This is a genomic window from Rhodococcus sp. H-CA8f, assembly GCF_002501585.1.
GTDB lineage: Bacteria > Actinomycetota > Actinomycetes > Mycobacteriales > Mycobacteriaceae > Rhodococcus_F > Rhodococcus_F erythropolis.
In genome coordinates this window covers 87,677-100,307 of record NZ_CP023720.1, presented here as the reverse complement: position 1 = coordinate 100,307, position 12,631 = coordinate 87,677, and the positions used below count along the sequence as shown (strand labels likewise).

General features: G+C 61.7%; 12 protein-coding genes. 5 read left to right on the top strand and 7 right to left on the bottom strand.

Features of this window, described 5'->3' with window-relative positions:
• Nucleotides 1-529: 529 nt before the first annotated feature.
• Both CPI83_RS00475 and CPI83_RS00470 read right to left on the bottom strand, forming a co-directional pair.
• Nucleotides 530-1,276: a glycoside hydrolase family 25 protein gene (locus tag CPI83_RS00475; RefSeq protein ID WP_003942452.1), complete on the bottom strand. Its 747-nt coding sequence runs from the start codon at nucleotides 1,274-1,276 to the stop codon at nucleotides 530-532.
• 56 nt (nucleotides 1,277-1,332) lie between these two features.
• A complete protein-coding gene (locus CPI83_RS00470; protein WP_019746148.1) occupies nucleotides 1,333-2,670 on the bottom strand; it encodes a glycogen debranching protein in 1,338 nt (445 codons plus the stop codon).
• A 110-nt stretch (nucleotides 2,671-2,780) separates the two neighbouring features.
• Here CPI83_RS00470 and CPI83_RS00465 point away from each other — a divergent pair, with 110 nt between their 5' ends.
• The 3 genes from CPI83_RS00465 to CPI83_RS00455 all read left to right on the top strand — a co-directional run bounded on the left by CPI83_RS00465 (nucleotide 2,781) and on the right by CPI83_RS00455 (nucleotide 5,961).
• On the top strand, nucleotides 2,781-3,479 hold the full coding sequence (locus tag CPI83_RS00465) for a haloacid dehalogenase type II (protein WP_097386616.1): 699 nt from the start codon (nucleotides 2,781-2,783) through the stop codon (nucleotides 3,477-3,479).
• Nucleotides 3,480-3,551: 72 nt separating this feature from the next.
• Nucleotides 3,552-4,463: a cation transporter gene (locus tag CPI83_RS00460; RefSeq protein ID WP_046379693.1), complete on the top strand. Its 912-nt coding sequence runs from the start codon at nucleotides 3,552-3,554 to the stop codon at nucleotides 4,461-4,463.
• A gap of 121 nt (nucleotides 4,464-4,584) precedes the next feature.
• Entirely contained in the window at nucleotides 4,585-5,961 is a 1,377-nt protein-coding gene (locus tag CPI83_RS00455) for an HNH endonuclease signature motif containing protein (protein WP_097386615.1), read from the top strand.
• Nucleotides 5,962-6,010: 49 nt separating this feature from the next.
• On the opposite strand, the gene CPI83_RS00450 is transcribed toward CPI83_RS00455, so the two are convergent.
• Nucleotides 6,011-7,012: a PHP domain-containing protein gene (locus CPI83_RS00450; RefSeq protein ID WP_019746152.1), complete on the bottom strand. Its 1,002-nt coding sequence runs from the start codon at nucleotides 7,010-7,012 to the stop codon at nucleotides 6,011-6,013.
• 60 nt (nucleotides 7,013-7,072) lie between these two features.
• Between CPI83_RS00450 and CPI83_RS00445 the strand changes: the two genes are divergently transcribed.
• Nucleotides 7,073-7,483, top strand: a complete 411-nt coding sequence (locus CPI83_RS00445) for a TIGR03668 family PPOX class F420-dependent oxidoreductase (RefSeq protein ID WP_031330968.1) — start codon at nucleotides 7,073-7,075, stop codon at nucleotides 7,481-7,483.
• A gap of 144 nt (nucleotides 7,484-7,627) precedes the next feature.
• A complete protein-coding gene (locus tag CPI83_RS00440) occupies nucleotides 7,628-8,380 on the top strand; it encodes a cyclase family protein (RefSeq protein WP_198586354.1) in 753 nt (250 codons plus the stop codon).
• On the opposite strand, the gene CPI83_RS00435 is transcribed toward CPI83_RS00440, so the two are convergent.
• From CPI83_RS00435 to CPI83_RS00420, 4 genes are all read right to left on the bottom strand, one after another.
• Nucleotides 8,377-9,909 carry a GGDEF domain-containing protein gene (locus tag CPI83_RS00435; RefSeq protein ID WP_029256782.1) on the bottom strand — a complete coding sequence of 511 codons (1,533 nt, stop codon included), beginning with the start codon at nucleotides 9,907-9,909 and terminating at the stop codon, nucleotides 8,377-8,379. The genes CPI83_RS00440 and CPI83_RS00435 overlap by 4 nt on opposite strands.
• Nucleotides 9,910-10,058: 149 nt before the next feature.
• Nucleotides 10,059-10,937: a metal ABC transporter permease gene (locus CPI83_RS00430; protein ID WP_097386613.1), complete on the bottom strand. Its 879-nt coding sequence runs from the start codon at nucleotides 10,935-10,937 to the stop codon at nucleotides 10,059-10,061.
• 3 nt (nucleotides 10,938-10,940) lie between these two features.
• Complete coding sequence (locus tag CPI83_RS00425; protein ID WP_046379695.1) at nucleotides 10,941-11,672, bottom strand: metal ABC transporter ATP-binding protein; 732 nt, start codon at nucleotides 11,670-11,672, stop codon at nucleotides 10,941-10,943.
• A complete protein-coding gene (locus CPI83_RS00420) occupies nucleotides 11,669-12,595 on the bottom strand; it encodes a metal ABC transporter substrate-binding protein (RefSeq protein ID WP_097386612.1) in 927 nt (308 codons plus the stop codon). The genes CPI83_RS00425 and CPI83_RS00420 overlap by 4 nt, the downstream gene beginning before the upstream one ends.
• Between the last annotated feature and the right edge of the window lie 36 nt (nucleotides 12,596-12,631).

The following is a 12,631-nucleotide window of genomic DNA, read 5'->3' as shown; positions in this document are numbered from 1 at the left end:
TTCGAGGGCGACAAGGAATCTGGACAAATGCCCAATATGGATAAGGCCTGTTGGATGCGCCACAGCGCCTCGAACCATGAGCGGAAACTCCGTACTGAATGGAGTCCAATCGCCCGTGCAAGCACGTAGAAATTTATCGAATTGGTCCAGACCGCACCCGGCGACGGCTGCCGGTAACGAAGCACTCCGGCGCTCCGATAATTGGGTTGCGAGGCGCCATCTTCGACCGAAACCGGGTCGGCGCCTTCGATCCAGACCCAACTTCAAGTCCGTTTTGTAGCTTTTCGGTTGGAGCAGTCCTGCTCATTTTCTGCCATAGCTATTTTCTGATCCTGCTCAGCTAGTCGAAAGTTCAGCGACCGTGGCTACCACTCGGCAGAATTCTCGTAACTGACGAGCAACAACCGGACTAACCAGCCAAGCGTCACAAGAGTGCCAAAAAGGGCCCTTCCGCGTGCCTCGAGGCAAATGCATCGAGGGCGAAAGGGCCCGAACCGGGCACCACGGAGCCAAGGGCCCCCGCCGCAAACTAGCTGCTGCCGAACCCCACACTGTTGGCGTAGCGATCGAAATCGCCCTGCGCCCCGCTGTAAACGTTGATATCGGTGTTTCCGGTGATCCCGGGGATGCGTCCGGTGCTGGTGTACTGCCAGAAGGTCCAGTTGGACCAACCGCCGGGCAGCGGGCCCGGAGCGTTCTGCCCGTTGTAATCGGCGATCCACAGCGGGTAGTGGTTGAACTCGGTGGTGTTGGCCATCTGAGTGCGCCAGAAGTTGGGATACGTGTAAATGATGGGCTGCCGCCCGGTGAGTGCCTGGACTGTATTCAGGTAGCGATGAGTCCAGTCGATGACCTGACCGGCGGGAAGTCCCTTCGCATCCTCTAGATCCAGAACGGGCGGGAGGTCACCAGGTCCGTTGATACCCAGGACGATCGCCGAATAGAAGGCAGCCTGGGCTTCGGGGGACTGGCGAACATCTGCGTAGTGGTAGGCCCCGCGCGAGACGCCGGCAGCCCGCATGACCAGGCAATCCTGGATGAAGTACGGATTGACGTAGTTGAGCGACTCAGTGGCCTTGACCATCGCGAACTCGTGCCCTGACGCCTTGACCTGGAACCAGTCGATTCCGGTTCCGTCCACGTGCTGCCACGACGAGACGTCCGGGCCGCGGGGAGCGTCGGCAGCGGCGAGGCCAGGTGCCGTGATCGCGATGGCAGCTGCCATCGCGATCGGGGTGAGCTTGCCCAGTGTCCTGACGATCCGTCGCTCGACCATTTCCCGAGAGTAAGGTCGACTAGTCCGTTTTGTCCGCTAATTCAGGGAATGTTCACTCAACCGAGCCAATCGAGAACGGCCGCCGCGGTCCACGACTGTTGCATACTGCCCAGCGGCTCACCGGTGAAAGGCTCGTAGTACTCGGCAAAGCTGCCGTCACTGGCCTGCCGCAACCCCTCCGAACGCAAGACGTGCGATCGCTCGGCCCACCCCCGACGCGCGAACGCCCACGAGAACAACCACGTGATCACCGGCCACACCGGGCCGCGCCAATACTCCCGAGGACGGAAATCGCCGGAAACCGGAGACGTCGACGGTGGGACGGCAAATCGCATGTCCGGGTGACCACAGAATTTGGGCCCCTCGAAAGTACGCAACAGCGCGCGCTCGGCATCACGACTCAGGCCGCCGCACAGCAACGGCGCAAACATCGCGATGGTCTCGGTATGAACCCATCGTCCGGTGCGAAGATCGAAATCCTTTGCTGCACCCGATCGTTCATCGGTGGTGGCAATTACGCCCTGCCGGAATCGATCTGCCCAACCGCGCAGATCACGGACGTCGGAGTTTGGTCGCGAATGCTCCTCACCGATAGTTGCCAAAACGTCACATGCCATCGAGAAAACCGCACTGACAAACACGTCCTCCACGGCAAAACTCATGGCAGTGGCGAGTTGAGAATCCTCGTACCTCACGGCCTTCATCTCTTCGAGAAGCCAAAGGTAGCGGTCGTATTCGTGATCCGTGGGTCGCTGAGACAAGTCGGTCACCACAGCGAGATCAGCGCGCTGATACGCAGGCACTTGTCCCGCAACAACATTCGCGTACGCCAGATCCCATCGCGGAGAATTGTCCATTCCCGATTCCCACCCGTGATAGAGCGCGATGCGGCCGTTGCCGTCGAGATCGCGGGCCTCCGCCAACCAGCGGTGCCACCGAACCAGATCGCTCCAGCGCCGGTCGAGGAACTCTTCCGCGACCGCACGCGTCGTACGTCCGTGCCGACGCGAATGATCGAGAATCCGCTGCACCGCAATCGCGTGAACAGGGGGTTGGGTGATTCCCGATGTAGCTGTACCCAAAGGAGCATGCGCTGCCAACGCATTGACATCCCACCGCGTCGGGCCGGGGAAGTAGCCGTCGACACCGTTTGCGAACACGATGTGCGGAATCATTCCGTTCTTCCACTGAGCCGAGAGCAAGGTATCGAGCTCTACTACCGCCCGTTCGACGCTGAGCGGCGCCAAACCTACCGCGACGAACGCGGCGTCCCAGCTCCACATGTGGGGATACAGCTTCGGGGCAGCGCTGGTCATCGTGCCCAGGTCGTTTCCGCGCAGCAGGTAGGCAGCTCGGGCGGCGAGCTGAGTCGGGGTAAATCCGCGGTCGGCCATAGATGTCTATTTTGCGACGCGCGGCGCCTTTGCGCTCATCGAGCACGAATCGGGCGCCGTAACCGCGATAATGTGGCAACACCGTCAGGCGATCTCGAAGTGGAGGGCTTGTGCGCGAGAAGATCAAAGCACTGCTGTTCGACGTCCAGGGCACAGCGACCGATTTTCACAGCACCCTGTGCCGAGAGGCCCGTCGGATCACCGACGACGACGTCGACTGGCCAAGATTCGTCAATCTCTGGCGCGCTGAGTACTTCGCGAACACCTCCGAGGCCGGCGACGCCACAGGCGAATGGGTGACAGTACATTCGGTGTACCGCGAGGCTCTGCGCAAGCTGTTGGCCCGCGAGAGCATCGAACTTTCCGATGCCGAACAGGAAGAACTCACCACCGCCTGGAAATTCCTGGACCCGTGGCCGGACACCGTCGCCGGCCTGACAACCCTGCGCCAGCAGTACACAATCGCTGCCTTGTCCAACGCCGATGTGAATGCCGCAGTCAGCATCTCCCGGCACGGAAATCTGCCATGGCATGCCGTCTTCACCGCCGAAATGGCCGGTGTCTTCAAACCAGATCCGAAGATCTACCACCTGGCTGCTCGATACCTCGGGTTCGACCCGGCCGAGATCATGATGGTTGCCAGCCACAAATATGACATCCGGGCGGCCAAAGCTCTCGGGTTCCGCACAGCCTTCATAGCCCGACCACTCGAATTCGGAGCCAGGGGCAATCCCGATGTGTCATTCTCCGACGAGTTCGACATCAACGCCGAGGACTTTCTGGATCTGGCAGCACAATTGGTCCACTGATGCCGTGCCTGCGCGTCGTTGCTGGTATTCCTACGTGAAGGAATATCGAAACGGACAGGCGGTTTGGATTTCATGGGCACCAAGGAAGACAGCGCTACCCGCGAACGCAAGGCCCTGCGGTACTCCCTCGTGGTCGCAACGGCGTTGGCTGTGCTCGCCGCATTCTGGGGCTGGATCTCGCAGTCCCAGGTGATCCTGCTCGACGGTGTGTACGCCCTCATCGGAATGGTGTTGACGGCGCTGTCGCTGCGGGTCTCGCGGATAGCCGACTCGGGCCCCACCGCACGCTTCCCCTTCGGTAAGGAGGCATTGATCCCGGTAGTCATCGCTGTCCAGGGCATGGCGCTACTGGCGACGCTCGCCTACGCCGCAGTCGAGGCAGTTCGTGTCATCCTCGCGGGCGGGGCCGACGTCACCGCGGGATCGCTGGTGGCATACGGCGCTGTCAGCGCAGTGGTGTCGATCATCATCTGGCGCTACGTCGGACAAGTCGACCGCACATCTGATCTGCTCGTCGCCGAAGCCAGGCAATGGGGAGCGTCGGCTGCCTTCAGCGCGCTGGTCGCAGTCGGTGCTGTCGTCGCAATGATCCTGGGCCGCACCGATTTCTCCGACGCCGACCGATATGTCGACTCCGTCTTGGTCCTCCTCGGCTGCGCGTTGTTGGTCCCGCAACCGTACGCACTTCTGCGAACCGCACTGATCGAACTCCTCGAAGGTGCTCCCGGCGAAATCGTTCAGGCCCGCGTGCACGAGGCCATTACCGCCGTCCGCGACGAATTCGGTTTGGACGAACCGACTCTCACCATGAGCAAGGTGGGTCGCAAGCTGTATATCGAAGCGACGTTCATGGTCGCGCCACACAGCTGGGACATCGACGGTGAAGACGCAGTACGACGCTCGTTCGCCACCAGCCTCGCCGATCTCCCCTACGAACCATGGCTGAACATCGAATTGACCACAGATCCGGCGCTGATGCTCTAGAGGCGGAATCTCCTCTCGAACAATAGAATCGCGACGGCAGGCTCAGCCTCACCTTCCCCCAAAAAACCCTTGACTCGAAAGTATGTTCGAGTACGATGGGAGATGGAACGGGGGGGTTCGCATGACGATCGACATCACCGACGACGCTGTCACTGCCGTGGTCAACAGCTCCGCTGTGGGTGTGCGCGGACGATTGTGGCGGCTGCACCCCAGCAACGTCCGCGAGATCGCCATCACCGCGTCAGCGGAAATCCTTCGCCTGGAATCCATTCGAGTGGCCGCCGTCGACACCCTGACGTTGAACCCGGACGAACAAGTACTCTGCTACCGCGGCACCGGACAATGGCTCGCGAACCACACCATGCTGCAAATCTCCACCGGCAGAAGAATCGCAACCCTAGGCAAAGCCCTACGGTCATTCCCCGAGATCGAAGACCAATTCGACTCCGGCGAACTCACTTTCGAGCACGCAGCACTGATCGTGGCGTTCTGCGAATCCCCACCCAAAACAATGCCCGACGCCGCGCTACCGTACTGCCGCGACACACTCCTCGCCGCAGCATCCGGAACCGAAGCAACCACCGTCAAACTGCGCTACGCCATCAGCGTCCTCGAGCACATGTTCGAATCCGACGACATACCACCAAGCGAAGACACCGATCGCAACGAACTGCGCATCTCCCCAACCCTCAACGGAAGAGTCTCCGTCCGAGGCGATTTCGACGGAGTGACCGGCGAGATGCTTCTCTCCGCCCTCTCCAGCCTCTCCATGCCCACCCCCGCCAAGGACGGCACACCCGACAAACGACCCGCCGCCACACGCAACGCAGACGCCATGGCAGAGCTGATCCGGCGCTACCTCGACAACGCTGCCACCGGCATCGACGGAGGCCAACGCCCACACCTGAACGTGCACATCAACGCCAAAGACCTGGCCTACCACCGTGAATGCGCCGGGACAGCCGGTGCCACAACAGGTGATGGCTCAACACCTGGCCCGTCCGACAGTGACGACCTCGACACCCTGGACCTTGGCATGCCGGATCTCGACAAACAAGATCTCGATGTCGGCCACATGCCCTGGATGGGACCACTGAGCGTCGGCCGCACCCGCATGATCGCCTGCGACTGCATGCTCGGCGCCGTCCTCCTCGACGAAAACGGTGCCCCACTCGACGTCACCCCACTCAAAAGGCTTGTCACCGCGGCACAACGCACCCCCCTGATCGCCCGCGACAAAGGATGCGCCTTCCCCGGCTGCGACTGCGTCCCCGCCTGGACCGACGCCCACCACATCAAACACTGGGCCAAAGGAGGACCAACCGTCATGGACAACCTGGTCCTGCTCTGCCGAACCCACCACACCCTGATGCACCGAAAACCCGGATTCACCGGACAATGGGAAATCCAGGTAGGCGCTGATCACCTGCCCTGGTTCATCCCACCGCCAGGCATCGACCCCGACCAGAAACCCCGTCGCTCCACCACGCGGATCTGAACCCGGAGGTCACCGAGCAAACGCCTCGGTGACCCATTCCGGCATGCTCTCAATTTCCCGCCCACTCCAGAAGATTTTCGGCGGTCCAGGTATTGATCACCCGATCCGCTTCGACGCCGCACTTTTCGGCCCGGTCACAGCCGTAGCCCTGCCAAGCCAGCTGACCGGGGGCATGGGCGTCGGTATCGATGGAGAAAAGACAATCGAGATCGCGGGCCAACTCGATCAAACGCGAAGGCGGGTCACGACGCTCCGGTCGGGAGTTGATCTCGACGGCGGTCCCTGATTCTCGGCAGGCCTCGAACACTTTCTCCGCGTCGAACTGCGACTCGGGCCGGGTTCCGCGAGCACCCTCGACAAGACGCCCGGTGCAATGCCCGAGAATATCGACACGCGGATTTCGCACTGCAGCAAGCATTCTGCGGGTCATCGCCTCGCGTTCGGACCGCAGCTTCGAGTGCACGCTCGCCACCACGATGTCGAGTTCGTCGAGTAAATCGGGATCCTGATCGAGTGAACCGTCCTCGAGGATGTCCACCTCGATTCCCGTGAGGATGCGGAAGGGAGCCAGTTCGGCATTCAACCCGGCTATCACGTCGAGTTGAGAACGTAGACGCTCCGCGGACAGCCCGTTGGCAACAGTGAGGCGAGGCGAATGATCGGTGAGGGCGCAGTAGTCGTGGCCGAGTGCTGCTGCGCGTCGCATCATCTCTTCGATGGGGCTTCCGCCGTCGGACCAGTCGGAGTGTGTGTGGAGATCGCCGCGCAGCGCTTGGCGCAATGGGCCGTCGCCGATGGGCTCGGCCTGCCCCCGCAGTTCCTCGAGATACTCGGGGACGCCGTCGTACGACTGGGCGATGATCATTGCCGTCTTGGGCCCGATGCCGGTGAGAGCCTTCCAACTGTCGGCCTTCCGGCGAGACTCCTTCTGCTCGTCGGACAATCCAGCAAAGACCTCCGCAGCTCGGCGATAGGCCTTGACGCGGTGCGTTTCAGCGCGTGATCGTTCGAGCCAGTAGGCGATCTCCCGAAGCGCTTCATCCGGTTCCATGAGACCACTGTTCCGTCAGCAGCGGCTCGCGGCAAGCCTTGATCCCCTTACGCTGTGAATATGGACGACCCGAGAGCACGATTTGAAGCCGCGCGGGTGGCTCACCTGGCAACGGCAGATGCGGCCGGCGTTCCGCACATCGTGCCGCTGGTATTCGTTTTGGTCGGCGACACCGTCTATTCCTGCGTCGACCACAAACCGAAGACCACCACCGCACTTCGCAGGCTCCGGAACATCACCGAGACGGGGCGTGCGAGCCTGCTCGTCGATCATTACGACGACAACTGGTCCGCACTCTGGTGGGTCCGCGTCGACGGACGCGCGGAGGTCCTCGGCCCCGGTACCAAGGAGTCCGAGAGCGCAATCGACGCTTTGGCCGCAAAGTATCCGCAGTACGTAGATCACCGACCGCACGGACAGGTGATAGCCGTCCGCGATGTGGAGTGGTCGTCATGGTCGGCAGCAGCCTAAGGTTCTGTCCTAGTGTTCAAGGAGCGAAAGTGATTGCAACACTCTCAATTCGGGCAAATTGGCGGGGGATCGATGAAACGACGACAGTTACTTCAGCGCGCAGCCACAGGCCTGGCGCTGGTAGCGGGGCCTCAGGTGATCGACATGGGTAGCAGTTCCGGAAGCAGCCAAGACGCAACAACCCCGTTGGATGAGCTGTTGCAAGCCGTTTCGCTCTCCCACGTGAACGACCCCGCGACCACGCCGATTTTTCCCGGCGATCCCGCGTTCACTCTCGACACAGCGGCAACCATCGCAGACGACGGCTACTACCTCCAGTACGTCAAGGAGGGTGAACACACGGGCACACATTGGGGCGCACCCGCGCACTTTCAGGAAGGTGGACTCACAGCCGACCAACTCGATCCGGCCGACCTCTTCCTTCCCGCAGTGAAGATCGACATCCGGGACAAGGCTGCCGCCGATTCGGACTATGCGCTCACGGTCTCGGACCTTCAGGAGTGGGAAAGGCGCAACGGCAAGATCCCCGATGGAGCGGCCGTAGTTCTCTGGACCGGTTGGGAATCGCGCTGGGGTAGCGAAGAATATGCCAATGCCGATGCCGAGGGTGTCACCCACCAACCCGGATTCTCGGTGGACGCGGCGCAGTGGCTGATAGACACCGGACGCTTGGGCACCCGCGGAGCATTGGGAACCGACACCTTCGGTCCCGACCTCGGAAACGACGAGACCTACCCCGTCTCGACGCTCCTGTACGACAAGCATCGAATCAGTCTGGAGAACTTGAACAATCTTGCCGCCCTGCCAACCACCGGGGCGAGCATCCTTGTCGGTGGTGCGATCAACAAGGCCGGATCGGGTTCACCGGCAACGATCTTCGCACTCTTACGGCGCTAGTCTTCGCGGCGATCGCAGTAGACGACAACGGCGCCCTTCCCGCTTCTCTTCGCCTCGTACATCGCCGCATCGGCTCGGCGGAGAAGAGCGTGTGCACTCAGCGGCTCGTCGGCTAACTCGAACTGCGCGACACCAACGCTCGCACCCACCGACACCGATGTGTCTGCAGTCTGATCAGAACTGAGCGCGTCGACGATCCGGCGGGCTACGACGACGGCGTCGTCGATCGGGCCCTGCAGAAGCACCGTGAATTCGTCGCCGCCGAATCGAGCGACAAATGCACTCTCGGGAACCGCTTCACGCAGACGCGCCGTGAGGGCAACCAGCAACCGGTCACCGGCCGGGTGCCCGTAACGATCGTTGACCTGTTTGAAGTCGTCCAGATCGACAAGCATCAGCACCCAATCGGAGTTCGTGAGGCGGTAGTTCTCGATGGCGCTCGCGAAGTGTTCGTCGAATGCGGCCCGGTTGGCGAGCTCGGTGAGTGGGTCGTGATGCGCTCGGTACCGGAGCTCGTCCTGCGCAGCGGAGATCTGTTGGAGGAGCGCGTCGTTCTCGAGGAGCGTGAGTATCTGGCGCACCAGCGCGAGAACCAGCACGCCGACGCCGAGTATCACGACCACGGCATCGAGGTTGCCGACGATCAGTGCCTGAACAGTCACGATCGTCGCGATCACCGCGATCAACAGATACGGCAGCAGCAACTGAGTCCGATCACTTCGCCACTGCTGTGGCGCGTCGCGGTTCCGAGGCTCGGTTCGCTTCGTCAGCGCCGCCAAGGCGATCAAAGGCGGCCCCGCGATGAACCCGGCATCGGCGATGGTCGGCATACTCTCGGCGCCGATCGCGACCAAGTACGCGTACAAACTGTCCGAAAGGGAGAGCATCACCAACCCGCACCCGAGGAACGTCAGCGGTTCGCGGATCTCGGCAACGGCCTTCGGCCCGATGACCATCAGCAAGACCATCGCGATCAGAACGAAGTCGGTGATCGGATACATCACCGCGACAAGAAACCCGAGAGATCCCGTCGGACCGGTATGAACGACGGCGCCCAGGGCGGTCGTCCACGTGAGGATGAACAATCCACCGACAACGACAAGACCGTCGAGCGTCAGCACGAGCCAGAGATGGATCGGGCCGATCGCCTCACGCCGGGGAGACTCACGTACCAGCGACAGAAGCGCCGGTACGGCAAACACCGGGAACATGAAGAAACCGATGTCCGCGATCGACGGCGACGGAAGTGGTACGTGGAGAACCGAGCGGTAGAACGCCCAGAAGAACATTCCGAGGGTCCAGCCGGCCATACCGAGAGCCATCAGAGTTCGCCAACGACGCTCGACTCCGTGATGGCGCCGCGACGTCCACCAACAGACCACAGTCGCAGTGGCGCCGCCGACGAGCTGGGCGACATCGTCCACCAGAACCGAGGTTCGTGGGCTGAGCAGCCCGGATCCGGCGAGGACGATGACCGCAACAACGACGCCGAGAACCAGCCACGTGCGTCGTGCTCGGAACTGCGTCATCGAAGGGCCCATCGGTGTTCAAGGCGTCACCACCGATTGTCTTGCAGCCGGCATCGTTGCGGCCGGAATGTTTGTGGTGACGAATGCCCGTACGAACCTACCCGATTTGGTAGCGGATTGTTAACTGGACGAACGATCAAGACCGCCCGTCAAGCCACGGCGCTGTATTCCGCTCGGGTCCTACGCCGCTGCGAAGTCCATTTCGCGATGACCCCCTGCGACGGGCTGAACAGGTACACCAGGGCGAATACGATGCCCTGCGTCATCACAACCATGCCCCCGGAAGCTGTGTCGAGGTAGTAGCTGACGTAGATACCCGTAATCGCGCAGATTGCGGAAACCACCGGAGCTATCACCAGCATCCGCGAGAACTTGTCAGTGAGAAGGTAGGCCGTCGCGCCGGGGATGATCAGCATCGCCACCACCAGCACGACTCCGACAGCTTGCAGCGCCACAACGGACGTGAGTGCGAGGACGCCGAGTAGCAGCGCTCCGAGACGCTTAGGCGAAAGACCTATCGCGTTGGCATGGATCGGGTCGAAGGCAAACAACGTCAGATCGCGACGCTTGATCAACAGAATGCTCAACGCCAACGCGCCGAGTATCGCGACCTGCAGAAGATCGGACGAGCTCACCCCCAGCAGGTTGCCGAAAATGATGTGGTTGAGATCGGTCTGGCTGGGGGTCACCGAGATGAGAACCAAACCGAACGCAAAGAGAGTCGTGAAGACGATACCGATCGCGGCGTCTTCCTTGACGCGGCTGGTGTTACGGATCAGTCCGATCAGTGCGACGGCGATCAGCCCGAAGATCAAGGCCCCGATGGCAAATGGAGCGCCGACGACGTAGGCGAGGACAACACCGGGCAGGACAGCGTGCGAGACGGCATCGCCCATCAGTGACCACCCGATGAGCACCAACCAACAACTGAGCACCGCGCAGACAACCGCCGCCACAACCGCAACGGCCAACGCGCGCACCATGAATCCGTACTCGAGAGGATCAAGTAGCAGTTCAACGAGGTTCATCGATCAGGTCCTGTCCATCACGTCGAGACCGAAAGCCAGGGCGAGGTTTTCCGGTTGAAGCACGGTGTCCGGGTCGGCGTGCACCAGAACCTTGCGCATGAGCAGTACCGCCTCGTCGCAGAGTTTCGGCACGGCGTGGAGGTCGTGAGTCGAGACCAAGATCGATCGGCCGTCGGAAGCCAACTCTCGTAGCAGCGTCGAAATCGTTGCCTCGGAACGCTTGTCGACGCCGGCAAAAGGCTCGTCCAGCAACAGTATCGACGCGTCCTGTGCGATACCGCGTGCGACGAAGGCGCGCTTCTTCTGACCACCCGAGAGCTGACCGATCTGACGATCCGCAAATTCGGTGAGTTCTACTCGCTCGAGGGCCTCTGCCACCGCCTCGCGATCTACACGCCGCGGACGTCGCAAGAACCCGAGGTGGCCGTACCTGCCCATCATCACGACGTCACGGACACTGATCGGGAAGGTCCAGTCGACGTCTTCACTCTGCGGCACGTATCCGACGCGCCCGCTCTTGCGCGCAGCGGCTGCGTCGAGACCGGCGATTCTCACAGAGCCGTTGTCCGGCTTGATCATTCCCATGATCACCTTGAACAGGGTCGACTTTCCTGAACCGTTCATACCGATCAGTCCGCAGACGCTTCCGGAATTCAACGTCAGATCGACATGGTCCAGTGCGTGGACCTCGCCGTAGTGAACGCTGACGTTTTCGACGCGAATGGCTTCGTTCATGATTTATCGCCGGTCAGACCGCCGAGGATGACGTCGGTGTCGTGGCGAATCATGTCCAGGTAGGTGGGCACGGGACCGTCGGCTTCGGACAGCGAGTCGACGTACAGCGTCCCACCGAATTTCGCACCGGTCGCCCCGACAACCTGCTGCATGGGGGCATCCGAGACCGTCGACTCGCAGAAGACGGCGGGAACGGAATTGGCCCGGACGAAGTCGATCGCGGCGATGATCTGCTGCGGCGTCGCCTGCTGCTCGGCATTGACCGGCCAGATGTAGGCCTCGCTAAGTCCCGCGTCCCTGGCCAGATAGGAGAACGCACCCTCGCAACTGACGAGTGCACGCTGACCTGCGGGCAATGCCGCCAGCCCACTGACCAGGCCGTCCTGCACTGCTTGCAGTTCCGCCTTGTACTTCGCGCCGTTCTCCGCAAATGCCGAGGCGTTGTCCGGGTCGAGGTCACTGAAAGCAGTCACCATGTTGTCGACGTAGATCTGCGTATTCAACGGAGACATCCACGCATGCGGATTGGGCTTGCCCGCATACGCGTCACCGGCGATCGGAATGCCTTCGACACCGTCGCTGACCACGACGTGTGGCACGTCCAGACCGTTGACGAATTTCGCGAACCACGCCTCGAGGTTCATGCCGTTGTCGAGGATCAGATCGGCTTCGCTCGCCCGCCGAATGTCTCCGGGCGTCGGCTCGTAGCCGTGAATTTCCGCCCCCGCCTTGGTGATCGACTCGACGCGAAGGTGATCGCCGGCAACGTTCTGGGCGATGTCCGACAGCACGGTGAACGTGGTGAGCACCACCGGGCGGTCGTCATCGGAGCCGGAATTCACCGCAGAACAGCTGGAGAGAAGCAGGGCGGCGAGGGCGGCAATTCCCAGGCGGCGGAAGTTCTTCGCGTCGCGAGTCGTCATGGTCGAACTCTAATATGTGGGTAAACAAATACACAA